The following is a 23,487-nucleotide window of genomic DNA, read 5'->3' as shown; positions in this document are numbered from 1 at the left end:
CGGTGGGGCCGCCGTCTTCCCAGTGGGTGAGGTGGTGGGCGTGCAGGCCGCGGGTGGCACCGCAGCCGGGCACCACGCAGCTGTGGTCGCGGTGTTCCAGGGCGCGGCGCAGTCGCCGGCTGATGGTCCGGGTGGTGCGGGCGGCGCCGATGGGTTGGCCGTGGTGTTCGAACCACGCTTCCAGGGTCGCTTCGCACAGCAGGAAGCGGCGTTCCTCATCGGTGAGCAGCGGCCCCAGATGCAGCGAGGCGACCGGCTTGTCGGTGTCGAGGTTCAGGTGCACGATGACGGTGGTGTGCTGCCCGTGCGGGCGGTGCGCGGATTCGGTGTCCCAACCGGCCTCGATCAGGCTCATGAACGCATCGACATGGGTGGGGAACGGTGGTGCCTGATCCGAGGTCGGCTCACCGGTGTCCTGGTCGATGTCGTGGTCGCGTGTGTAGTCGGCGACCAGCCCGTCGTGATGCGACCGCAGGCCGGCCTCGAACTTGGCCGCCTCCACCCGGGGCAACCGAATCTTGTAGGTGGTGTAGTGATCGGTTTCGGTGCGGGTGAACGACCGTTGCGGTTCGGGCTGGCGGTCGGGTTGGGGGCGGGGTTCGAGTTTGATCGCGGTGCGTAGCTGGGTGACGGTGGCCACCGAGGCCAGTTGGGCGTAGTGCGCATCGGAGCCGTCGGCGGCGTTCTCGGCGATCACCGCGACCTGATCCAGCGACAGGCGTCCTTCGCGCAGGGCTTGGGTGCAGCGCGGGAATTCCTCGATCCGTCGGGCGATGGCCACGGTGGTTTCGGCGTTGCGGGGGCTGACCCCGGTTTTCCACGCCACAACGCCTTCATCGAGCGGGCACCGGTCGACCCGCATAATTCGTCGCGGTCGAGTTCGGCGACGATCTCCACGATGCGGCCGTCGATCGCGTTGCGCTGCCCGCACAACTGCTCCAACTCCCCGAACAACACCTCAATCCGCCGCACAGGATTCACCCCTTCCGTGGTGAAAGACGCTGCAGCCGAAGACATAACCTCATGATCGCAGAAGCCACCGACAAGTTACGGACCGGCAAACCGCCCACGCCCGACACCAGACCACGGATTTTCAAGGGTCCGGAGCGTGACTGCAACCGTCAGGCTCAGCGAATGGCGACGATCCTGCTACAGACCACCATCACGGAGAGTCCCGACGATTGGGATGTCAGCCGGTTCTCGATGCTGGCCGCCGAGCTTCGTGCCGACGGGCACGATGTGCTGGAGCGCAACCGGGCCGATCAGGGTGAGCAGGATCCGGTGCTCAGCCATCTCGATGAGCTCGGGTTCGACCAGCTGTGGTTGATGGCGGTCGACGTCGGCAACGGTCTGACACCTCAGGAATGTGCGGCGATCGGCAGGTTCCGTGGGCTCGGAGGCGGGGTGCTCACCGCGCGTGATCACCAGGATCTGGGCAGCTGCCTGCTCGGGCTGGGTTCGTTGGGGCAGGTCAACGAGTTCCACGACGCCGGACTCGACCCGGTGTCACGGTGCGACGACCAGGACAATCCCGGTATCTCGTGGCCCAACTACCACTCGGGCGCCAACGGCGACTACCAGCCGGTGTTGGCCGACGAGCCGGTGCATCAGCTGCTGCGCACCAGCCGGACTGCCAGTGGGCGTATCGAGTGGTTCCCGGCCCATCCGCATGAAGGATTGGTGAAGGCGCGGGTGCCGTTCGCGACGGTGGTGGCCCGGGGGCGCAGCACCGCGACGGGCAGGGAGTTCAATCTCGCGGTGGCGCTCGACGGTGAGCGCACGCCGGAGGGCAGGCCGATGGGCCGGGCGGTGGCCGAGTCGACGTTCCATCACTTCGCCGATTACAACTGGGACTTGGATTGTGGCGCGCCGTCGTTCGTCACCGATCGGCCCGGCTGGCAGATACGCGCCGATCCGTCGCTCCTCGGGGTGTTCAAGGATTACGTCCGCAACATCGCCACCTGGCTGCAGCCGCCGGACCACGGCTAGCGGCGGCCCAGACCCGGAACGATGTCATCGAGCCGGAAGGTGACCGGTTGTTCCAGTTGGGCGTAGGTGCATGAGCGCGGGTCGCGGTCGGGGCGCCAGCGGTTGAACTGGGCGGTGTGGCGGAACCGTCGGCCCTCCATGTGGTCGTAGCGCACCTCGACAACCCGTTCGGGTCGCAGCGGCACGAAGGACAGGTCCTTGCCGGCATTCCAGCGTGAGCCGCCGCCGTACCTTTTGGCCAGCTCCGGGTCGGCCGCGACCTGTGCGGCCCAGTTCCACGGGTGGTTCTCGAAACTGGTTACCAGCGGCTGCAATTCGGCGAACAGGTCACGGCGCCGCGCCATCGGGAAGGCGCCGATGACACCGACGGATGCCAGCTCACCGTCCTCGGTGTACAGCCCGAGCAGTAGCGATCCGATGGCCTCGGGGCCCGACTTGTGCAGGCGATAACCCGCGACCACGCAGTCTGCGGTCCGCTGGTGCTTGATCTTGAACATGACCCGCTTGTCGGGCTGATACGTGAGGTCCAACGGCTTGGCGATCACGCCGTCGAGCCCGGCGCCTTCGAATTCCTCGAACCATCGCAGGGCGGTCGCCGGATCGGTCGTCGCCGGGGTGACGTGGAACGACGGACCCGAACCCAGCGCGTCGACAAGGGCGGCGCGACGTTCACTGAACGGTCGGCCCGTGAGGTCGTCGTCACCGAGTGCCAGCAAATCGAAAGCGATGAAGTGGGCGGGCGTCTGCTCGGCCAGCAGCCGCACCCGGGACGCCGCCGGGTGCAGACGCAGCTGCAGGGCCTCGAAATCCAGGCCGCCGTCGGTGGGTAGGACGATCTCGCCGTCGAGCACGCAGCGATCCGGAAGTTGATTCCGGGCCGCGGTGACGAGTTCCGGGAAATAGCGGGTCATCGGGCGTTCGTTGCGGCTGCCGAACTCGACGTCGTCGCCGTCGCGGAACACCAACGCCCGGAAGCCGTCCCACTTCGGCTCATACGACATGCCCGCCGGAATCGAATTCACCGGTTTGGACAGCATCGGTGAGACCGGTGGCATGACGGGTAGCCGCATGGGGATCAGTATTCCGCGCCGTCCGGGAGCACCGGTCGGTTACACCGAGGAGCGGCTCTCCAGTTGGGACAGCGCGTGCTGCACGGCGGTGTCTCGTGCGAGCTTCGTGTCGATGAGCGGCCCGGCTACCCCTCGTAGCGCGGCGATGGGCTTCCAGCGCCCGGGAACCGTGATGGAGGATTGCCGCCCTTGCAGCCCCTCTGCGATCGCGACAGCTGCGGTCTGCGGCGTGATCCGTTTGAGGATGAATCTGGGCATCGCCGAAAGCAGGGCGGAGACGTGGGGATCGGCATCCACGCCCCGGCGGATCATGTCGGTTTCGATGAGTGAGAAGTACGCCGTCATGGCCGAGGCGCCGTGACCGGCCAGCTCGACGCGCAGGCCACGGCCGAGCTGCTCGACCGCGGCCTTGCTCATCGCGTACGGGATGGCGCCCGCGCCGTTGATATATGCGAACACCGAACTCACCAGGACGATCTGGCCTCGGCTGCTGATCACGGATTCCAGCGTGGCGGCCACGGTGTTGGCGACGCCTTCGACGTTGACCGACATGACGGCACCCACCTGATCGGGCGTGAGCGTTCGGAGTGTGCCGCCCCGTCCGAGAATGCCTGCGTTTGCGATCACGACGTCGATGCGTCCGAACTCCTCACGTGTTCGCCGCACGGACTGTTGGACGGAATCGAGCTGGGTGACATCGCATTCCACCGCCAGACCGCGACCGGCCGGCAGCGTCCCCCCGACTTGCTGCGCTGCAGGCAGATCCACATCCGCCAGAACGATTCGAGCTCCCCGCCGAGCAAGCGCAACGGCGGTGGCCGCGCCAAGCCCGCGCCCCGCGCCGGTGATCAGGACGACCTTGTCGACGAGTGAATAGCGCTGCACGTCAAAGACCACGCTTGCGCCCGACGGACACAGTGCCGTTACGGCGGAGCATCGCAAGCATGGTGGCGATGCGACTGCGATCGAGGTCGGGTTTGAGGCCGGCGCCGACCCGGTGCAATTGGTCTGTGTGCCAGGAGAGTTCGAGGATGCCGTCGAGTGACTTGAGGTCGACGAACCGGCCGAGGACACCGCGCATTCCGGTGCGTATCGAGTGTGAGGCCAGCGTCTCGGCGCGGCCGGTCAGGACCCGATCGGCGGCGTCGGTCGTGGTGGCGGTGGGCCGGCCCAATCCGATGACGTCACACTCACCGGAATCGACCGCCTCTGCCATCGCGGCACGGGACCGGAATCCACCGGTGACCGCCAGGGGGATGTCGCCGGCAAGACCTCGGACCGTGCGGGCGTACTCCAGGAAGTAGGCCTCGCGCTTGCGGGTACTCTCGGCTGCCTTCCCCATCATGGCGGGCTGCTCATAACTGCCGCCGCTGACCTCGATCAGATCAAGTCCTTCACGTGCCAATGCCGCCACCACCAAGCGTGATTCGTCTTCGGTGAACCCGCCACGCTGGAAGTCGGCCGAGTTGAGCTTGATGCCAACTGCGAAACCCGGTGACACCCGCGAGCGGATCCGGCGCACGACTTCGAGCAGGAAGCGCATCCGCCGCTGCGGGTCGCCGCCCCATTTGTCGTTGCGCTTGTTCGACAACGGCGACAGAAACTGCGCGACCAGGTAGCCGTGCGCGCCATGAATCTGCACACCGTCGAAGCCTGCTGTCTCGCATACGGCCGCCGCGTTCGCGAAACGTTCGATGATGTCTTCGATCTCGCCAGATGTCAGCTCCCGCGGCGTGGTCGAACCGGGGAAGTTGAGGGCCACCGGGCTGGGTGCGACAGGCGTGTGGCCGAGCGCGAGCGGGTTTGACTGGCGCCCTGGATGATTGAGTTGGACCCAGATCGGAACACCGGCATCCTTGGTGGTCTTGGCCCATCGCGACAACGCATCCAGGTTGCGCTCGTCCTCGATGACGACATTTCCGGGCTCGCCCAGTTGCGTGCGGTCCACCATGACGTTGCCGGTGACGATCAGGCCATAGCCGCCCTGGCTCCAGCTTGTGTACAGCCGCTCCAGGCGTTCGTCGGGCGCGTTCTGCTTGTCGCCGAGTCCTTCGCTCAACGCGGCCTTCATGATCCGATTGGGCAGCACCTGGCCGCAGGGGAGTGTCAACGGGTCCTGCAGGGAAGTCATGCGGATGTTCCTTTCACATGGGTTGCGCGCAGCGGAGCCTTGTCAGGCTTGCCGACGGCATTCTTGGGGATGGCGTCCAACACGGTGATGGAGGTGGGACGTTTGTAGCCCGCCAGCTTGCGCGAACAAAGGTCTTGCAGCGCTGCGGGATCGACAGTGAAGCCGGGTCGAGGTTGGACGTAGGCGGCGACAGTCTCGCCCCATTTGTCGTCGGGAACACCGATGACGGCGGCTTCCAGGACGGTGGGGTCACTGGTGAGGACGTCCTCGATCTCCTTGGGGTAGATGTTCTCGCCGCCGCGGATGATCATGTCTTTGGATCGGCCCACCAATGTCAGGTAGCCGTCGGCGTCGACATGGCCGATGTCACCGGTGCGCAACCAGCCGTCGACGATGACGCGGGCGGTTTCGTCGGGACGTCCGAGGTAGCCGCGCATGACGTTCGGGCCGGCGATGAGCACCTCACCATCGGCCCCCGGCGCCACCTCCGCGCCGAGTTCGTCGACGATGCGGATCTGCTGGCCAGGAACCGCGATTCCCGCTGTGCCGGCCCTGCGTTCACCGGCGACCGGGTTGATGGTGGAGGCACATGTCGCTTCGGATAGGCCATAGCCCTCGATCAGGGGAAAACCGAACCGCGCCTCGAATCGGTCCAGTAACTCCGCGGAGGCGGGGGCGGCCCCACAGATGCCGAACCGTAGTGACGATGTATCAGGTGCGACGTGGTCGGGCAGCGCCGCCAGCATGCTGTAAATGGTTGGCACTGCGGAGAAGAACGTGGGTCTGTGCTGTTCGACGATGCCGAAGAAGGTGTGCGGATCGAACTTCTCGGCAAGGACCACACTCGCTCCGGCGAGCAGGGACATCAGAACGCTGACCACGATGCCGTTGACGTGGAAGAGCGGCAGGATCAGCAGACACCGATCGGTTGGTCCGATGAGAAGCGCCTGGCGCCCCATCTCGGCCATGGCATCGAGGTTGGCGTGGTCGAGCATCACTCCTTTCGGTGCGCCCGTGGTGCCACTGGTGAAGATCAGCAGGGCCAGCGCCGAAGGATCAACCTGCGGTGGCCCATCCCAGCCCGGCCCATTCGTGTTGAGATCCCCGACGGGAAGCGCCGCAACACCGGCTGGTCCGCTGTCCCCGTTCTCGACCACCAGCAGGCGCGCGCTGGACGCCTGGAGTTGCAGCGTGACCTCACCGTCGGTCAGGCGCGGGTTGACCGGTGTGACAGTGGCACCCAACCGCCACGACGCGAACAACAGCACGACGAACTCCACCCGGTTACGCAACTTGAGCGCGATCACGTCGCCGGCGCCGACGCCCAGTGCGTCAAGGTGGTGCGCCGCCGCCCGGACCCGCTGCAGCAGCATGGCGTTGGTGAGCGGCCGAATGCCGTCGGACACGGCTGGGCCATGGGGATCGAGATCTGCCCGTCGGTCGGGTAGCGAAGCGAAGTTCATGAAACGTGTGCTTCCGCCGGATGCAGGTGGCGCGCGAGAAACTCGACCTGATCGCGGACCAGCGCTTCGAAAGGCGCGCCGAGGTAGAAGTCGAAATGGCCGGCGTCGTATCGCTTGATCTCGCCGCGGTGTGCGGTGCGCGCGTACCGCAGGGTTTGAGCGGGCGGCGTGACGCTGTCGGTGTTGCTCACGCAGAACAGGATTGGAAACTTGATCTTCTTCGCCGAACGGCCGGGCCGATAGGTCGCTATCGTCGGCGCGACCCGTGCTGCGACCTCGTTGCGGAACGTCGTGTCAGGCGGCAGTAGCGCCTGATATCCGGGCAGCGCGTCCGGGGCGTTCATCAGCGCCAGCGATCCCGGGGGACCGGCAAGCGGAATCATGGCGGGCGGTTTACCGAAAACCCTGGCGGCGCAATCTTTCGCGACCAGGGGCAACACTTTCAGAGACTCAGCCGGTCCCAGCGCGAGTGCGGAGGCCAATCCGTCGGTGAACGGACATTGAGCCACCGCAGCTTTCAGTTCTGGATGGCGCGACGCGACGGTGATGGCGTGTCCGCCGCCGAAGGAGCTGCCCCAGACGGCAATCCGGGATCCGTCCACGTCGCGACGCTTCTTCATCCAGGCGATCGCGGCATCCCAGTCGGCGAGCTGTCGTTTGATCGACAGAAGCTGGCGGGGTTCGCCGCTGCTGTCACCGAAGTGCCGGTAGGTGAACGCCACGGCGGCGATACCGGCTTGCGCGAACCGCTCGGCGAAGGCGCCCAGGCGCATCTCACGGGTCGCGCCGAGACCGTGTCCGAGAATCACCACAGGAGGCGAGGTGACTCCGGTGGGCAGGTAAAGCCATGCGGCACAGGTGTCCTCGCCGGAAGCGAACGACACGTCGAGACGGGTGAACGCGCTCATTTTTCCACCGCCCCGCTGGTCGCACCGGCCGCGGGCACTCGGCCCGATGCGAGCGCCTGCGCGTAGGTGTCGGGGCGATAGAGCGGTAGCTCGCCGGTGGCCTCGGTGTCCGCGAGGTATTGAATCATCAGTTGCTGTCCGGTCTCGGACTGATCCGCGGGGAAGAACTCGGTCCGCTCGACGTGTAGACCTTCGGCCAGCGACATCGAGCCGCCGAAGTAGACCACCCTCTTGATGGCTCCGACTGACGCCTTGGTCCGCTTCCCGAAATATTCGGCCAGCTCGGTCGCCCGGGCGACCACCTCGTCGGGCGCCACGACATCGTCGACGGCGCCGTTGTCCAACGCCTGCGCCGGCGTGAAGGGTTTGCCCTCGAGGATCGCGACCAATGACTTGTGGGTGCCGATCAGACGTGTGAGCCGCTGGGAGCCACCACCGCCCGGCATGATCCCGAGCAGGACTTCCGGCTGGCCGATGAAGTAGTCACCGTCGGCCATCACGCGCAGGTCGCATGCCCACGCGAATTCCGCACCCAAGCCGAGTGCCGAACCGTTAAGGGCTGCGACGAAGATGACGCCGCTGGCATTCATCTTCATGAACGTCGCGTGTAAACGGTCGAGCTGGCCGGCGCCGCTCAGCGGAGTTCTGTCCACCACCGCGCCTGGCACACCGGCGCGGTCGATGCCTCTGGTCAGTCGGAGGGCGGCCGAGGCACCGCGGCGGCCCAGCTTTGGTTTCACCGCTCCGCCCTCTTGCAACCACCGGACGTCGGCGTGGCTGACGAACCGGCCAGGGCGCGCCCCGGTGAACACGACGCCGTGGACGTTCGGATCCCGGTCGACGCGATCGACCAGTTCGTCGAGTTCGTTGGCGATCGCGACTCCGAACAAGCTGTGCGGGCCGCCGTCGACTCGCACGATCATGGTGCCGCCGTGGTCCTCGATCTGGAGGTGCTGTGTCATGGCATCTGCTTTCATTGTGATTTCGTCGACGGCACAAGTTGGTCATGCCTTCCCAGCGCCTCGACCTCGCGCTCGAGCGCCGGTGCCACCTCGGCTGCGAACCGTCTCATCCACGGCCACGCGGCCGGCGAGTTCAACGCTGCCTTGGCCCAGTTGGCCACGACAACAGCGCGCGGCACGTATACCCGGCTGCGCCGGCGCCCGAGTCCGCGCACGATCGCGGTAGCCGCTCGGTCGACGCTGGTGGTGACATTGCCCGGGTAGGGCAGCCGGCCACGAAGTTCCTGGAATGACGGGAGATCCGCTTCTGCGCCTCGGACCAGGTCGGTGTCGATCCACGACGGATGGACAAGTCCGACAGTGATTCCGAGGTGCGCCACCTCTTGGCGGTAGGCGAGGGCGAGCATCTCGACGCCTGCCTTGCTGGCGGCGTAAGAGGCCAGCCCGGCAATCGGCGTGAAGGATATCGCCGACGCTATGACCATCGCATGGCCTCGACTCCGCTCCAAGTGAGGTGTCGCGTACTTGAGCGTGCGGAAAACCCCGTTGAGGTTGATGTCCAAGACTCGTTCGAACGATGCCTCGTCGGCCTGCCGCACCGTTCCGTACGCGGCGACTCCGGCGTTTGCGACGACGAAGTCGATGCCGCCCATCGTGATCGCGCATGTGTCGATTGCCGACTGTAAGGCGGCGCCGTCGCGCACATCGGCTTCCTGCCACGACGCACCTGCTCCGAGATCGTCGGCAAGGGCGCGCAGTCGTTCGGGCTCCAGCCCGATGAGGGCGACGTGAGCGCCGCGGGCGGCGGCCAGGCGTGCCACTTTCTCCCCGATACCCCTTGCGGCTCCGGTGATTACCAGCTTTCGGCCCGACAAGTTGCGGCGCATCAGGCGACACTCGTCACGGGTGAGCGGTAGTTCTGCGGGGTGCGATAGCCGCCGAGAGCCTCGGTGAGTAGGGCGGCGAACTCTACGGTGGTGCGGTCACCCCCGGCAGGGCCCATCGCCTGGATACCGATGGGTAGACCTGCCGCGGTGGCGGTGATGGGCATCGTCGTGGCCGGTGCTCCGGCGATGTTGGCCAGTGCGCTCCATTTGGTTTGGTCCCAATAGGAGTGGGTGACGCCGTCGACGTCGATGGTGCGGCCGAAGCGGTCATGGTCCTTGTTGTGGTGACCGGGCGCCGCGGTGGGTGTGACGGGCAACAGCAGGACGTCGAATTCTTTGAAGAATCCCACCCATCGGTGAGCGATTTCCCGGCGCGCCGCATCGCGGAACAACCACGCCCGGTGGCTTTGGATCGTCCCGCGCAGCGCGGCGGCAGCGTCGCCGCGCGGGCTCATCAGTGAGCGCAGGGCAAGGGCACCGGCGAACTGAGGGCTCATCGTCGACCGGTCAACTGAGAACGCGCCCATCACCAAGCTCAAGAACAGGTCATGTGAGGCAGTCAGCTCCACCGGGATACTCGTGGGTTGCTCCATGACCTGTGCACCGGCGTCGCGCAATACGGCGACGGCTTCGTCGATGGCTTGGCGGGTGTCCTTGTCGATGGGGCAGGCGGGATCATCAGCCCATACCGCGACACGGAAATCCTTGAGCGCGCTCGCCCGCGGCGGGGCAAGGGTGTACGAGAATCCGCCGTCGGGGTTAAGCGGTCCGACGGTGGCTTCCAGCGCGGGGATGATGTCACGGGCGCCGCGCACCTGCACTCCGGCGCAGGCCATGTCGGCTTCGCCCCAACGCCCGGGATTGCCTGGCGCGCTGGGAATGTGGCCGACCAGTGGAACGGACTGCCAAGTCGATTTGTGGCCGTAGAGGCCACAGAAATGAGCCGGAATCCGGGTGGAGCCGCCGATTTCGGACCCGAAGTCGAAGCTTGTGAGGCCGGCCGCGGTGGCAGCGGCACCACCACCCGCCGATCCGCCGGAGGTGCGCGACAGATCCCAGGGGTTGTTGGTCCGGCCGAACACCGGGTTGCTGGCCTGTACATCGGCGTTGCCGGTCGGCATATTTGTCTTGCCGACGATGATGGCCCCTGAGCGACGTAGCCGGGCGACGGCCTCGGCGTCCTGCGTCGGCACGTAATCGGCCAGGTCCGGTCGACCGCAGACCGTGCGCATGCCGGCCGTCTCATAGCTGTCCTTCACGGTGATCGGCAGGCCGTGCAGCGGACCGAGAACATCTCCGCGCGAGCGTGCCGCATCGGCCTCCTTTGCGACCCGTCGCGCAGCGTCCGCGTCGACCGTGACGATCGCGTTGAGCGAAGCGTTGTGTGCATCGATGCGCGACAGATAGAGGTCGACCAGTTCGGCGCTCGTCACCTCTCGGGCGTCGAGTGCTGCCAGTTGTTCGGTCGCCGGCAGCCAGGCGAAATCGTCAGAAGCCATGGAGGACACAGTCATCTCTTTTCTTTGGCAGATTGGCCAGCGGCCCGCCAGGTATACCGATCAGTCTACTGACGATGGAGACGGTAGTACACCGAATGGTATAGTGCAAGGTATGCGAGCGCGGGAACGTCTGATGTCGGCTACGGCCACCCTGATGCAAAGACACGGTGTGGCCGGGACCGGGATTTCGGAGATCCTGTCCGAAAGCGGCGTGACGCGGCGAACGATCTATCTGAACTTTCCGGGCGGCAAGTCCGAGTTGGTCGCCGCGGCGACGCGTTCCGCGGGAGACGACCTGTCAACTGTGCTGCGTGGCTGTATCGAGCAGCGGGATCCGATCGGGGCGTTTACCCGTGTGTGGAGCGAGATGCTGGTCAGCACGGATTTCGAGGGAGGCTGTCCCATTGTGGCGGCAGCGTTCAGTCGTGCCGAAGCTCCCGAGGCCGCGAGCACCGCGGCCGATGTGTTTGCCGAGTGGGGTCAGCTGCTGGCTGACAGGCTGACCGAAGACGGCATCAGTCGTGCTGCGGCGCAGTCATTGTCGACGACCGTCGTGGCGGCTCTCGAAGGGGCGGTCATCCTGTCCCGCGCCGCGCAGTCGACCAAGCCGCTGACGCAGGTCGCCCGTCACCTCAAGGAGCTGATCGCTCAGCACCGCCCACCAGGTCAGCGCACCGCCTGATCGAGCAGCGTCGTGGCCGCCTTACGCGCATGTGTCCAGCAGGCCGGGTCGTCCAGTGAGGTCGACAGTGCGGCCGCACCTTCATATAGAAGCGCAAGTTGGTTTCCCAGCAGGGTGGGGTTGGTGGCGCCGGCCTGGCGAGCCAGCTTGATCAGGCCTTTGATGTAAGCGCGCTTGTGGTCGTGGACGATGTCGTGGATTTCCGGCATCGCTTCGGCCGCCTCGACCGCCGCGTTGTGGAATGGGCAGCCGCGCATCTGTCCGTCCGGAGACGGTGTGGCGAACAGGGCGAGAATGCGTTCGCGGGGCGTGCGGTCCAGCGCGTCCGGTCCCGGTTGGATCGGGTCGCCAACGGCTTGCCTGATGCACTTCAGGTATTCCTCTACTACGGCCGTTTTGCTCGAGAAGTGTTGGTAGAGAGTTCGTTTGGACACTGAAGCCTCGCTGGCGAGTCGCTCGACACCGGTGGCGTTGATGCCTTCGCGGTAGAACAGCTCGATGGCGGTGCTGAGGATGCGCTCACGGGCGCCGCGACCGGTCATGATTCAAGTATACCGATAGGTTTACATCGATCGCATGAGCGTGTAGCGTCACCATCAATGAGTACACCGATCGGTATACAAGGAGTGGGCATGGGCAGCAGGCGGAGATTGCAATGGACGCTCGGGCTGCTCGCGGCGATACCCGTGGCGAGCGCAACCGGTGAGATTCTTCGAGGTGCGCAAGGGGTGCCGGGTGGCTCGGCTGACGTTGCCGCGACAGTCGACAGCTCTCTGCGGTACGCCAACGTGTTCAAATTCGCCGTCGGTCCCGTGATCTGGTCTCAACTGCGGAATGTCGAGCGGTCCTCGGCCGTGACTTTCGCGGCTGCGACCATAGCGTTGGGAGGAGTGGCACGGCTGAGGTCGTGGCAGCAACGCGGGCGTCCGCACCCCATCGCCGTGGGCGCGATCGCTCTCGAGACCATCGGAGTTCCGATCCTGCTCGCCTGGCAGCGGCGCCTGTCCGCAAAGGCGGTGTGACATGCCTTCCGTATTGGTTACCGGTGCAGGCCGGGGCATCGGCCGGTCGATAACCGAGCACATGAGCCGACGAGGTTGGGACGTCTATGCCACCGCTCGGTCCGACACGGCCCTGCGCAGCCTCGATCGCCTACCGAATGTGCACGCGCTCGCACTCGACATCACCGACAGGTCCGCGATCGCCGCGTTGCCCGATCGGCTTCCCGCCCAGCTGAACGGCGTAGTCAACAACGCGGGCATCGTCGTCAACGGGCCGGTCGAGGGACTATCCCTCGATGATCTGACGCAGCAGTTGAGCGTCAATGTCATCTCGCAGATCGCCGTGACCCAGGCGGTGCTGCCGCACATCCGCGCCGCGCGCGGCCGGGTGGTTTTCATGTCGTCGGTCAGCGGGTTGATCACCACACCGGGTACCGGCGCCTACAACGCATCGAAGTACGCGATCGAATCCCTGGCCGATGCCCTCCGGATGGAGTTGCGTCCATGGCGGATTCCGGTGTCGCTCATCGAGCCGGGGCCAATCCGGACCGATATGTGGGCTGACGTGCTCGACGACTATGACCGCATGGCCAGACAACTCAGTGACGAGCATCGGCGACTATATGCGTCGCACCTCGCAGGGAGCCGGAAGTTGTTGGGGCGTATGCAAAAACTCGCCGCCGATCCCAAGCGGGTCACCAAGGCTGTCGACCACGCGCTGACGTCGAGGCGTCCCAAGCGTCGCTACCTGCTCGACATGCTCAGTCGTACCCAGAAAGCCGTCGTCGCCATCACACCGACCGCGCTCAACGACGCGGTCCTGGCGGCGGCAACCACATCCAAATGACGACGACGTCACATCAGAAGCAAGGAAAGGAACTGAGCATGACAGCCAAACGAAGCACCCGGCCTGGTACGTCGTACCAGAACGCGCCGACGAAGTCGGTCTCCGTGGACGGAACTCGATTCGTCTACCGAGAGCTGGGCGTCGACACCGGCGTACCGGTGGTCTTCCTCAATCACCTGGCCGCCAACCTCGACAACTGGGATCCGAGAGTTGTCGACGGTATCGCGGCCAAGCACCGCGTGATCACCTTCGACAATCGCGGCGTCGGTGGCTCCGAAGGCAAGACACCAGACTCCGTCGAGGCCATGGCGCACGACGCCGTGGCGTTCATCCGTGCGCTCGGACTCGAGCAGGTCGATCTTCTCGGGTTCTCCCTCGGCGGAATGGTCTCGCAAGTGATCGCGCAGCAGCAGCCCGCACTGGTGCGCAAGATCATCCTCGCGGGGACGGGGCCCGCGGGAGGCGAAGGCATCGCGAACGTGACGAAGCTGACCTACCTCGACACACTTCACGCATTCGCCACATTCAAGGATCCCAAGGAACTGCTGTTCTTCACCCGGACCGGTCATGGCAAGTCGGAGGCCAAGGCGTTCATCAAACGGCTGAGGGAACGCACCGATGATCGGGACAAGGCGATGGCGCTCGGCGCATTCCGGACGCAGCTCAAGGCGATCCACGCCTGGGGCCTGGAGAAGCCGGCCGACCTATCGACGATCCGTCAACCCGTGCTTGTGGCCAACGGTGATGACGATCGTATGGTCCCGACACGCAACTCCTACGACCTGGCTCAGCGCCTGCCCGATGCGACGCTGCGCATCTACCCCGACGCCGGACACGGCGGCATCTTCCAGGCCCACGAGCGGTTCGTCCCCGAGGCGCTCGAATTCCTGGGATCGAGCATCTGATGACCTCTCTCACCGAGCAGACAGTGCTGGTCACCGGAGCCAACCGCGGCATGGGCCGCGAGTACGTAACGCAGCTCCTCGACCGTGGTGTGGCGAAAGTCTATGCGGCTGCCCGTGATCCGCGGACAATCGACGTCGCAGACCCGCGCGTCGTTGCGCTTCAACTCGATGTCACCGACGCGCAATCCGTGGCCGCAGCCGCCGAAGTGGCCTCCGACGTCAGCGTTCTGATCAACAACGCCGGCATCGTCCGCGCGGCCTCGGTCCTCGACCGGGACAGCTCCGGTCTGCGCGAACAGATGGAGACGAACCTGTTCGGCCCGCTGGCGATGGCATCCGCATTCGCCGACCGGATCGCGGAAAGGTCCGGTGCGATCGTGAACGTCGCCTCCGTGCTCGCATGGATGCCCATCGGCGCGAGCTACGGGGTGACGAAGGCCGCGCTATGGAGTGCCACCGACTCGATGCGGCTCGAACTCGGGTCGCGTGGTGTGCAGGTGGTGGGCGTCTACGTGGGCCTGGTGGACACCGACATGGCCACGTTCGCGGACGCTCCCAAGTCCGACCCCGCCGACGTGGTCCGTCAAGTGCTCGACGGTATCGAGTCCGGCGCCGACGAGGTGCTGGCAGATGAGATGACCCGCGCGGTGCGTGCGCAGATGGACAAGCCGATCCGCGAGCGCCTGCCGTGAGAGCCTTCGCGATCGATCGCTACAAGAGCAAGGACGGCGGCCGCATCGTCGACCTGCCGCAGCCCCATGTCGGAGACAACGACGTACTCGTCCAGGTCCATGCGGCCGGCGTGAACGTCCTGGATACGAAGATCGCTGCCGGGGAATTCAAGATCTTCCTGCCCTATCGATTCCCGCTGGTTCTGGGCAACGACGTGGCCGGCGTCGTCGTGCAGGTGGGAGCACGGGTGCGGCGCTTCAAGCCCGGCGACGAGGTGTATGCGCGACCGGACAAGGACCGGATCGGCACCTTCGCGGAGTTCATCTCGATGAACGAAGCCGACGTTGCTCTGAAGCCGAGAGAGCTCAGCATGGTGGAAGCGGCTTCCGTTCCACTCGTCGGCTTGACCGCGTGGCAGGCCCTCGTCGAGAAGGCGAACGTACAACCCGGGCAGAAGGTGTTCATCCAGGCGGGCACCGGCGGGGTGGGAACGTTCGCCATCCAGCTGGCCAAACACCTGGGTGCGACGGTCGCCACTACCGCCAGCGCCGCCAACTTCGAACTGGTCAGGGCGCTCGGGGCGGATGTCCTCGTCGACTACAAGACGGAGGACTTCGAGACCAAGCTGCACGGCTACGACGTCGTACTGCACAGCCAGGACTCCAAGACGCTGGACAAATCCCTGCGGGTGCTCAAGCCGGGCGGGAGGCTCATCTCCATATCCGGTCCCCCGGATCCGGCCTTTGCCGACGAAATCGGGCTGCCTTGGTACGTCAAGTCGATCGTGCGGGTGTTGAGTTTCGGCGCGAGGCGAAAAGCCAGGGCGCGCAATGTGACGTTCTCATTCTTGTTCATGCGGGCCGACGGCGAACAACTGAGCGCGATCACCTCCCTCATCGATCAAGGCGTCATTCGGTCAGTTGTCGAGAAGGTCTTCCCGTTCGAATCGACCAAGGACGCTCTGGATTACATCGACCGAGGGCGGGCAAAGGGCAAGGTCGTCGTCGATCTGATGTAGGGCGTGTGAAACTCCGGCGTTCTGGCTACTCAACATCGTGCGCCGGCCGAGTCGCGAGGCAAGAGCGGGAGCACAGGGTTTCAGGCGGCCCCACGGCATGCGTCAAGCAGAGCGTGACTGGTCCCACCCGCCGCCGGCGTCGGCGCGATGAGTTGGCGGTGGCGCGGCGGTCTAGATCCATGAGAACCGATGAACCAGGATGGTGATTGTGGACCTACCCGTACTGCCGCCGCTGGAACCGATGCTCGCCAAAGCGCAGGTGAAGGTGCCTGACGAAGCGGGTGTCTGGTCCTACGAACCGAAATGGGACGGCTTCCGGGCGCTGGTGTTCCGCGACGGTGACGAGGTGGTGCTGCAGTCACGCAGCGGAAAGGAACTCGGACGCTACTTCCCCGAGCTGCTCGACGCGCTGCGCGACGAACTCGCCGACCGCTGTGTCCTCGATGGCGAAGTCGTGGTGCCGCGTGAGGTCGACGGTCGGGTGCGTCTGGACTGGGAGTCGTTGTCGCAGCGCATCCACCCCGCGGAGTCCAGGGTGCGGATGCTCGCCGAACAGACCCCGGCGCACTTCATCGGATTCGACGCGCTCGCCACGGGCGACCAGTCTCTGCTGCAAGAACCGTTCCGGACCCGGCGTGAGGCGCTGGTCGCCGCCGTGAAATCGAAGCAGTGGTGTCACGTCACCCGCACCACCGAGGATCCCGAACTCGGTGCGCAGTGGTTGCAGACCTTCGAGGGCGCCGGCTTGGACGGCGTGATCGCGAAGAAACTCGACGGCCCCTACCTGCCGGGCAAGCGGGAGATGGTGAAGGTCAAACATCACCGCGACGCCGACTGCGTGGCGATCGGTTACCGCATCCACAAGAGCGGGGAGGGAGTCGGATCGATCCTGCTCGGCCTGTACCGCGCCGACGGCGAGCTGCAGATGGTCGGTGGCGCAGCCTCGTTCAGCGTCAAGGACCGGCTCAAGCTGTTGGCCGACCTGGAGCCGCTGCGGGAGGGCGATGAAGTGCGTGAGGGCGATCCCAGCCGCTGGAACTCGGCTGCCGACAAGCGCTGGATTCCGGTGCGCCCCGAGCGGGTATGCGAGGTGGCGTATGACCAGATGGAAGGTAACACCGTGAACGGCAGGCGATTCCGGCATGCGGTGAAGTTCATCCGCTGGCGCCCCGACCGCGATCCGTCGAGCTGCACGTTCGACCAGCTCGATGTGCCATTGAACTACGACCTGTACGACGTCCTGGCGAAGGAAGGCTGAGATGGCTGAAAAAGCCGGAGGAGCAACCGAACTCGACGTCGACGGGATCAAGGTCCGGTTCACCAGTCCGGACAAGGTGTATTACCCGAAGCTCGGCAAGGACGGCACCAAGGGCAAGCTGATGGAGTACTACCTCAGTGTCGCCGATCGGATGGTCGCGCTGCTGAAGGACCGGCCCACCCATCTGCAACGATTCCCCGACGGGATCGAGGGCGAGGAGATCTACCAGAAGCGGGTGCCGCAGAAGCACCCCGACTACCTGGAGACGTGCGTCGTCACCTTTCCGTCCGGACGCACCGCCGATGCTCTCAAGGTGACCCACCCGGCGGCCATCGCGTGGGCCGCGCAGATGGGCACCATCACGTTGCACCCCTGGCAGGTTCGATGCCCGGACACCGAGCATCCCGACGAACTGCGTATCGACCTGGACCCGCAGCCGGGTACCGGCTTCGCCGAGGCCGCCGCGGTCGCGTGCGATGTGCTCAAGCCGCTGCTCGACGAGTTGGGTCTGGTCGGTTACCCGAAGACCTCCGGCGGCCGTGGGGTGCACGTCTTCCTCCGGATCAAGACTGACTGGGATTTCATCGAGGTCCGTCGCGCCGGCATCGCACTGGCCCGCGAGGTCGAACGCCGTGCGCCTGACGCGGTCACCACATCGTGGTGGAAGGAAGAGCGGGGCGAGCGGCTGTTCATCGACTACAACCAGAACGCCCGTGACCGCACCTTCGCCTCGGCGTACTCGGCCCGCAAGACCCCCATCGCAACGGTGTCGACACCGTTGTCCTGGAAAGAGCTCCGCACGGCCGATCCCGACGACTACACCATCGCCACTGTGCCGGATTTCCTTGCCGGACGCGAAGATCCATGGGCCGACATCGAATCGAAGAAGCAGTCGATCAAACCTCTGCTCGACCTGGTGGCCGCCGATGAGGAGCGTGGCCTCGGGGATCTGCCGTATCCGCCGAGCTATCCGAAGATGCCGGGCGAGCCGCCCCGGGTGCAGCCCAGCAAGAAAGTCGCCGAGAACTGGGACGAGGACGGCAATCGGCTCTAGCTCGTCGAATCTGAGCTTATGTACGAACTTTCAGAGAAATGTGACACATAAGTTCAGATTCGGGCTTGGCGTTGTCGTCATTTGGCGGCTCCCAGCGGGTCGACCTGTTCGGCGGTGACGTCATCGGCCGCGGTGGACAGGCTGAGGGCCTCCCACTTCTCGTCGTCGGCGAGCAGGTCGCGCCCGGCAGCGGTGGCGTACCGGTAGGCATCGGGGCCGACCAGCAACCGCTCTGGGGGATCACTCATCTCGGCGATGGTGAGGACCAGTTCGGCCACCTTGGCGGGATCGCTGGCACCGAGGTTCTCCGGAGTGCTTTGGGCGATCGACGCGCCGACGGTGCCGGCGTACTCCGCGCGGACGGCGGCGACCCGCATCGACGATCCGGCCCAATCGGTGCGCATGCCACCGGGTTCCAGCACGCTGACCTTGATTCCGAGAGGTGTGACTTCCTTCGCGAGCACGCCGGAGAATCCGGTGACTGCCCACTTGGCCGACTGGTAGGCGCCCAGGCCGGCGCGCACGAGTCGCCCACCCACCGACGAGATCTGGATGATGTGCCCGGCGCGCTGGGCGCGCATGACGGGCAGTGCGGCTTGGGTGAGCCGCACGACGCCGAAGAAGTTGGCGTCGATCTGGGTGCGGAAGTCGTCGAAGTCGAAGTCTTCGATCGCCGCCATGTTCGCGTAGCCCGCGTTGTTGACCAGCACGTCGAGTCTGCCGAACCGCTCGACCGCCGTGGCGACGGCTGCGCGCACCTGGGCGTCGTCGGTCACGTCGAGTTCGACGACGGCGAGGCGATCCGGTTCATGAGCGGCAAGGTCGGCCAGGGCAGCGGCGGAGCGGACTCCGGCGACGACACGGTGCCCCGCGTCCAACGCAGCCTCGACGATCGCGCGGCCCAGACCACGGGATGCTCCCGAGACCAGAAATACATACGGCATCGCGGTTACCTACTTTCGGTGCTTGATGTCTACATCTGTATACATCCGATAGGTATACAGACGTAGACTTGTGCTCGGATATTCCCTAGCGTTCTCGGCATGGGTTCCTCGCGACCACGCAACGCCGCCGCCACCCGCGAAGCGATCCTGCAATCGGCGACCCGCCACTTTGCGCTGTCCGGCTATGACGGCGTCGGCCTTCGTGAGATCGCGCGAGACGCTGGGGTCACCGCGATGCTCGTGAACCGTTACTTCGGCTCCAAGGAACAGCTGTTCGCCGAGGCAGTCGAAACCTCGTTCGCGCCCCCCACGATCGTCGCTGAGCAACCAGACGCCCTGGCCCGCGATGCGGCCACGGCGCTGGTCGAACGCTCCGACCCGGATGCCGACCCGCTGGAACCGTTCCTGATCATGCTCCGCTCGGTCTCGAACCCGGCTGCGGTGAACATCGTTCGCGACGCGATCGCGCGCCACGTCGGCCAGAGGTTGGCCCGCCAGCTCCCCGAGCCCGGACGGCAGCTCCGCACCGACGCGATGCTGTCAGTGATGAGCGGTGTCCTACTGATGCGCCGGGTGATGCGAAGCCCAGGCTTGACCGACAGCGATACCGACCAGTTGACCAACCTGTTCGAGCGCCTGTTCGCCACGATCATCGACGCCGACGTCGCAGAGACTCGGCCCGCTCAGCGAGCCAGCATCAGGTCCAGAAAGCGTTCATAGCGGTCGGCGGTGGTCAGCGCGTCGGCCGAGTCCATGAGATGCAGCGCCCCGATGCCCGTGGCGAAGGTGGCCTGGCCGCGGAGGCCCGCATCCTCGGGGCTGAACCCGTAGTCGAGGTAGGCCTTGGTGACGGCGACCAGGACGCGGTGATCGGCCGCGCGCACGTTGGCCGCGGCGATGTCGTCGGATCGGGCCCACTCCCGCATCGCCCGTTCCAGCATCCAGTGTTGTGGACTGAGTAGTTGCTTCATCATTTGCGACAGTCGTTGGCGCGGTGGCAGATCCTCGAGTTCGGCCAACGCGCGGCGGTCCTGTTCGAGAAAGGCATTCCACGACGCCACCAGGGCGGCCCGGTAGCCCTTCATGTCCGTGAAGTGCCAGTAGAAGCTGCCCCGGGTGGCGCCGATCTGTTCGCAGAGCCGCTCGATCTTCAGCGACCGCATCCCGTCGGAGGCAAGCAGGGCGTACCCGGCCTGGATCCAGTCGTCGGCGGTCAGGCTGCCTGGCGTGCCCTTGCGTTCACCTGCCATCCGAACAGAGTAAGTTGCGGCTCAGGGGCGACGTGACGCGATGAACGTTCTGTTCGTGACGATGGACGGCGGAGGCAACGTGCCGCCGATGGTCGGCGTGGCCCGGGCGGTCGCAGACCGAGGCGATCGGGTTCGCGTCATCGGACATGAGAGCTTGCGGCGCGAAGTCGAGCGTGCCGGGCTCGCGTTTTGGGCCTACCCGACTGCGCGGCCGTGGGACTCGTGCCGCGAGCAAAGCCCGCTCCGGTGGGTACCGATGTTCAACGACGCGAACATCGGTGACGATGTTCGGCAGTTGTGTGAACGAGACAGGCCGGACGTCGCCGTTGTCGATTGCATGTTGCTTCCGGCGTTACGGGCTGTGCAGGACGCCGACATTCCGAATGTGGTGTTCAGCCATACGTTTCGTGACTATCTGAACGGCTCGCACCGACTGGGGGCCGGCGCGGCGGCATGGTTCTACGGGCATCGGGTGAGCAGGCTGTGGAACTCCGCGGACCTCAATATCGTCGCGACGGTGCGGCGTCTCGATCCGGACTCCCTGCGGCCGCAGCCCCGCAATGTGCGATGGGTTGGCGCGGTAGTCGGTACACGCGAGCCCGACAGTCCGGACGCTCGTGTGCGGGTACTTGTCAGCATGTCAACCAACGGCTTTCGGGGGCAGCGCCGTACCTTGGCGCGTGTTATCGAGGCATTGGCGACGCTGCCGGTGGATGCGGTGGTGACGACGGGCGGCGTGATGGACCCAGCCATGCTGCCCAGTGCGCCGAATGTGGATATCAAGGGTTATGCCGACCATGGCGAACTGCTGCCGACATGTTCACTGCTCGTCGGGCACGGCGGTCACGCTACGACGTTCCGGGCACTGGGCCACGGGATCCCGACGCTGATCATGCCGGCCAGCGGTCTATCCGACCAACCGCTGATCGGGCGTTCGATCGCCGCTGCCGGAGCCGGGTTGACGCTGCGCAGGTCGGCGTCGGTCGAGGCGATCCGACGCGCGATCATCACCTTGCTCGTTGAACCAGGGTGGGCTGACGCCGCGGCGGCCATCGGTGCGGAGATCCGGGCAACCGACGCCGCCGGACGGGCGGCTCAGCTGATCACCGGGCTTGCGTGACCATCGGTTCATGCATCCCGAACGGCACCGCGCTGATCAGCGTGACCGGCACGGCTTCCCCGCTGGGCACCGGACAGTGACGCTGCTCGCCGGGACGCGCACCGACGATGGCCTCGCCCAGCGGTGAGTTCACCGAATAGACCTCCAGATCGCCGTACTCGGCGCCGCGGATACCCAGCAGAAATGTCTCGGTCTCATCGGTCTGGTCGTAACGCACCGTCAACACCATGCCCGGTTCGGCCACGCCGTCGTCGGGCGGATCCTCACCGATGACGGCATTGACCAGCAGATCGTGGATCTGCTGGATGCGGGTCTGGCGGGCCCGCTGAACGGCCACCTGATTCTCGTCGGAATCCTCGGCCGCTTCGTGGGTAATCAGATCGCGCAGCGTCGACAGCTCGATCTGCAGGCGTTCGTAAGCCTGTGGGGATAACCAAACACGTTGGCTGACAGTCATTGTGCTCTCCTTCCGATGATGCTCGAGATGCCGTCAGGGGCGGGCCGGTTTACGCGCCGCCCCTGACGGCTTGTTGGCCCGTCAGGGCGAAGTCGTGAATTGTCAGCGCAGCGGGTTGAATTCGCGTAGGACTTCGGGTTGCTTACCGGTGGTGATGTATTCAGCAAGCAGTCGGCCGGTGACGGGGCCATGCGCCAGGCCCCACATGCCGTGACCACCGGCCACGTAAATCCCTTGTGCCACTTCACCGATCAGCGGACGCCCGTCCGGGGTCACCGGACGCGGGCCCACCCACACGTCGGTGCGGGCGTCCCAGTCCACACCGTCGAGCAGTGGGGCAGCGGATGCGATGATCGCGTCGACTCTCGGTGGTTGCAGCGGATCGTCGGGGGAGCGGAACTCCATGGTTCCGGCCACCCGCAGCCCGCCCTGGTACGGGGTGCAGGCGACGCGCGCGTCGGGCAGGTAGATGGGTCCCAGGATCGGGCGGTGCACCGGCACGGTGAACGAGTAACCGCGTCCGGCCTGCACGGGCGTCCGTACCCACGGCTTGGCGAGTTTCGACAGCCACGCCCCGGTGGCGACCACCGCGGTGTCGGCGTGCAGGGAGTGGTCCGCCAGATCCACGGTTACGGTCGTAGCCTCGGCGCGAACATCGGTGACCTCGCCGATGACCAACTTGGCACCCCGCGCGACGACGGCATCGCCGAGAGCTTGCACGAACCGGCCCGGGTCGACGAAGCGCTGACCCTCGACGCTGATGCCTGTGGCGATCGCCGCCGACGCCAGCGGCACGTGTTCACGCAGCGCGGCACCGGACAGGCCCGTGACCTCGACGGTCTGGCCGACGGCGGCCATCCGGCGCAGTTCGGTCATCAGGTGTTCGGCCTGCTGCGGGGTTTCGAACAGCGCCGTGATCGGTCCGTCGGTGGTGGGGACGGATACGCCGTTGGCGGTCAGTACGTCGTAGGCCTCGAGGCATTCCTCGTTGAAGGGCACGTTGGCCTTGGCGGCGCGGGTCCACGTCGAGAGCCGGCAGTTCATGGCGAACCGGGCCAGGAACGCCAACAGTCGGGGACCCGAGGTCAGCGGGATGTGCAGGGGAGCGGCCGCGTCGAACAGCGACCGCAGGCCGTACCGCAGCACCGCCGGATCGTTGAGCGGGATGGTCAGCGTCGGAGAAATCCAGCCCGCATTGCCCCACGAGGCACCCGCTGCCACCCCGCGGCGGTCGACCACGGTGACCTCGACCCCGCGCTCCTGAAGAAACCATGCCGTGGACAGGCCGACAATGCCTGCACCCACGACCACCGCTGACCGCGGTCCGCCGTCAATGCGCTCGACCCCATTCATGCCCCCATGGTGGGCCC

The 23,487-nt window shown here is 65.8% G+C and carries 24 protein-coding genes and 1 pseudogene; 11 read left to right on the top strand and 14 right to left on the bottom strand.

All coding sequences use genetic code 11. From position 1 onward, the window contains the following. Positions 1-1,017 (bottom strand): annotated as a pseudogene (locus QQ25_RS29450) (HNH endonuclease signature motif containing protein); the annotation flags it as partial. A 117-nt stretch (positions 1,018-1,134) separates the two neighbouring features. Between QQ25_RS29450 and QQ25_RS29445 the strand changes: the two are divergent. Then, on the top strand, positions 1,135-1,989 hold the full coding sequence (locus QQ25_RS29445) for a hypothetical protein (RefSeq protein ID WP_039382823.1): 855 nt from the start codon (positions 1,135-1,137) through the stop codon (positions 1,987-1,989). Here the strand turns inward: QQ25_RS29445 and QQ25_RS29440 are convergent. From QQ25_RS29440 to QQ25_RS29405, 8 genes are read right to left on the bottom strand one after another with little or no spacing between them, the layout of a single operon-like run. Further along, on the bottom strand, positions 1,986-3,059 hold the full coding sequence (locus QQ25_RS29440; protein WP_039382602.1) for an ATP-dependent DNA ligase: 1,074 nt from the start codon (positions 3,057-3,059) through the stop codon (positions 1,986-1,988). The genes QQ25_RS29445 and QQ25_RS29440 overlap by 4 nt on opposite strands. A gap of 39 nt (positions 3,060-3,098) precedes the next feature. Continuing rightward, positions 3,099-3,944, bottom strand: coding sequence for an SDR family NAD(P)-dependent oxidoreductase (locus QQ25_RS29435; protein WP_039382600.1), 846 nt, complete (start codon positions 3,942-3,944; stop codon positions 3,099-3,101). Position 3,945: 1 nt separating this feature from the next. Then, entirely contained in the window at positions 3,946-5,190 is a 1,245-nt protein-coding gene (locus tag QQ25_RS29430) for an NADH:flavin oxidoreductase/NADH oxidase family protein (protein WP_039382598.1), read from the bottom strand. Then, a complete protein-coding gene (locus QQ25_RS29425) occupies positions 5,187-6,653 on the bottom strand; it encodes a class I adenylate-forming enzyme family protein (protein WP_039382595.1) in 1,467 nt (488 codons plus the stop codon). Before QQ25_RS29425 ends, QQ25_RS29430 begins: the two co-directional genes overlap by 4 nt. Then, a complete protein-coding gene (locus QQ25_RS29420) occupies positions 6,650-7,561 on the bottom strand; it encodes an alpha/beta hydrolase (RefSeq protein WP_039382594.1) in 912 nt (303 codons plus the stop codon). Before QQ25_RS29420 ends, QQ25_RS29425 begins: the two co-directional genes overlap by 4 nt. Then, positions 7,558-8,523 carry an enoyl-CoA hydratase/isomerase family protein gene (locus tag QQ25_RS29415; RefSeq protein ID WP_039382592.1) on the bottom strand — a complete coding sequence of 322 codons (966 nt, stop codon included), beginning with the start codon at positions 8,521-8,523 and terminating at the stop codon, positions 7,558-7,560. The genes QQ25_RS29420 and QQ25_RS29415 overlap by 4 nt, the downstream gene beginning before the upstream one ends. Positions 8,524-8,534: 11 nt before the next feature. After that, on the bottom strand, positions 8,535-9,410 hold the full coding sequence (locus tag QQ25_RS29410) for an SDR family oxidoreductase (RefSeq protein WP_039382591.1): 876 nt from the start codon (positions 9,408-9,410) through the stop codon (positions 8,535-8,537). Further along, positions 9,410-10,924, bottom strand: a complete 1,515-nt coding sequence (locus QQ25_RS29405; protein ID WP_039382589.1) for an amidase — start codon at positions 10,922-10,924, stop codon at positions 9,410-9,412. Before QQ25_RS29405 ends, QQ25_RS29410 begins: the two co-directional genes overlap by 1 nt. A gap of 97 nt (positions 10,925-11,021) precedes the next feature. Here QQ25_RS29405 and QQ25_RS29400 point away from each other — a divergent pair, with 97 nt between their 5' ends. Then, complete coding sequence (locus tag QQ25_RS29400; protein ID WP_039326057.1) at positions 11,022-11,591, top strand: TetR/AcrR family transcriptional regulator; 570 nt, start codon at positions 11,022-11,024, stop codon at positions 11,589-11,591. On the opposite strand, the gene QQ25_RS29395 is transcribed toward QQ25_RS29400, so the two are convergent. Then, a complete protein-coding gene (locus QQ25_RS29395) occupies positions 11,576-12,133 on the bottom strand; it encodes a TetR/AcrR family transcriptional regulator (RefSeq protein ID WP_039326056.1) in 558 nt (185 codons plus the stop codon). The two genes, QQ25_RS29400 and QQ25_RS29395, sit on opposite strands and share 16 nt — an antisense overlap. Positions 12,134-12,190: 57 nt before the next feature. On the opposite strand from QQ25_RS29395, the gene QQ25_RS29390 reads away from it, so the two are divergent. The 7 genes from QQ25_RS29390 (at position 12,191) to ligD (ending at position 18,346) form a co-directional block, all read left to right on the top strand. Further along, on the top strand, positions 12,191-12,613 hold the full coding sequence (locus tag QQ25_RS29390; RefSeq protein ID WP_234712000.1) for a DUF4345 domain-containing protein: 423 nt from the start codon (positions 12,191-12,193) through the stop codon (positions 12,611-12,613). 1 nt (position 12,614) lies between these two features. Continuing rightward, complete coding sequence (locus tag QQ25_RS29385; protein WP_039326054.1) at positions 12,615-13,439, top strand: SDR family oxidoreductase; 825 nt, start codon at positions 12,615-12,617, stop codon at positions 13,437-13,439. Between the two features lie 38 nt (positions 13,440-13,477). Further along, positions 13,478-14,344, top strand: coding sequence for an alpha/beta fold hydrolase (locus QQ25_RS29380; protein WP_039327055.1), 867 nt, complete (start codon positions 13,478-13,480; stop codon positions 14,342-14,344). Beyond that, entirely contained in the window at positions 14,344-15,036 is a 693-nt protein-coding gene (locus QQ25_RS29375) for an SDR family oxidoreductase (RefSeq protein WP_039382587.1), read from the top strand. Before QQ25_RS29380 ends, QQ25_RS29375 begins: the two co-directional genes overlap by 1 nt. After that, a complete protein-coding gene (locus QQ25_RS29370; protein WP_039382585.1) occupies positions 15,033-16,034 on the top strand; it encodes an NADP-dependent oxidoreductase in 1,002 nt (333 codons plus the stop codon). Before QQ25_RS29375 ends, QQ25_RS29370 begins: the two co-directional genes overlap by 4 nt. A gap of 199 nt (positions 16,035-16,233) precedes the next feature. Beyond that, complete coding sequence (locus QQ25_RS29365; RefSeq protein ID WP_039382583.1) at positions 16,234-17,292, top strand: ATP-dependent DNA ligase; 1,059 nt, start codon at positions 16,234-16,236, stop codon at positions 17,290-17,292. A 1-nt stretch (position 17,293) separates the two neighbouring features. Further along, positions 17,294-18,346, top strand: a complete 1,053-nt coding sequence (gene ligD / locus QQ25_RS29360; protein ID WP_039382581.1) for a non-homologous end-joining DNA ligase — start codon at positions 17,294-17,296, stop codon at positions 18,344-18,346. A 77-nt stretch (positions 18,347-18,423) separates the two neighbouring features. Here the strand turns inward: ligD and QQ25_RS29355 are convergent, their stop codons facing one another. Further along, entirely contained in the window at positions 18,424-19,290 is an 867-nt protein-coding gene (locus tag QQ25_RS29355) for an SDR family NAD(P)-dependent oxidoreductase (protein ID WP_039382579.1), read from the bottom strand. A gap of 99 nt (positions 19,291-19,389) precedes the next feature. Between QQ25_RS29355 and QQ25_RS29350 the strand changes: the two genes are divergently transcribed. Continuing rightward, positions 19,390-20,010 (top strand): TetR/AcrR family transcriptional regulator, encoded by a 621-nt coding sequence (locus QQ25_RS29350; protein WP_039382577.1) that lies wholly within the window; start codon positions 19,390-19,392, stop codon positions 20,008-20,010. Here the strand turns inward: QQ25_RS29350 and QQ25_RS29345 are convergent. After that, on the bottom strand, positions 19,974-20,540 hold the full coding sequence (locus QQ25_RS29345; RefSeq protein WP_039382575.1) for a TetR/AcrR family transcriptional regulator: 567 nt from the start codon (positions 20,538-20,540) through the stop codon (positions 19,974-19,976). The two genes, QQ25_RS29350 and QQ25_RS29345, sit on opposite strands and share 37 nt — an antisense overlap. Positions 20,541-20,580: 40 nt before the next feature. Between QQ25_RS29345 and QQ25_RS29340 the strand changes: the two genes are divergently transcribed. After that, a complete protein-coding gene (locus QQ25_RS29340) occupies positions 20,581-21,660 on the top strand; it encodes a glycosyltransferase (RefSeq protein WP_039326039.1) in 1,080 nt (359 codons plus the stop codon). On the opposite strand, the gene QQ25_RS29335 is transcribed toward QQ25_RS29340, so the two are convergent. Both QQ25_RS29335 and QQ25_RS29330 read right to left on the bottom strand, forming a co-directional pair. Next, a complete protein-coding gene (locus QQ25_RS29335; RefSeq protein WP_039326036.1) occupies positions 21,644-22,117 on the bottom strand; it encodes a GreA/GreB family elongation factor in 474 nt (157 codons plus the stop codon). The genes QQ25_RS29340 and QQ25_RS29335 overlap by 17 nt on opposite strands. 102 nt (positions 22,118-22,219) lie before the next feature. Further along, the gene (locus QQ25_RS29330) at positions 22,220-23,470 is read right to left on the bottom strand and encodes an NAD(P)/FAD-dependent oxidoreductase (protein WP_039382573.1); all 1,251 of its coding nucleotides are present in this window, start codon (positions 23,468-23,470) and stop codon (positions 22,220-22,222) included. Positions 23,471-23,487: the final 17 nt, after the last annotated feature.

The sequence above is a fragment of the Mycolicibacterium setense genome, assembly GCF_000805385.1.
Classification (GTDB): domain Bacteria; phylum Actinomycetota; class Actinomycetes; order Mycobacteriales; family Mycobacteriaceae; genus Mycobacterium; species Mycobacterium setense.
The sequence above is the reverse complement of the archived record's forward strand: the minus strand, read 5'-3'. Positions and strand labels throughout refer to the sequence as shown.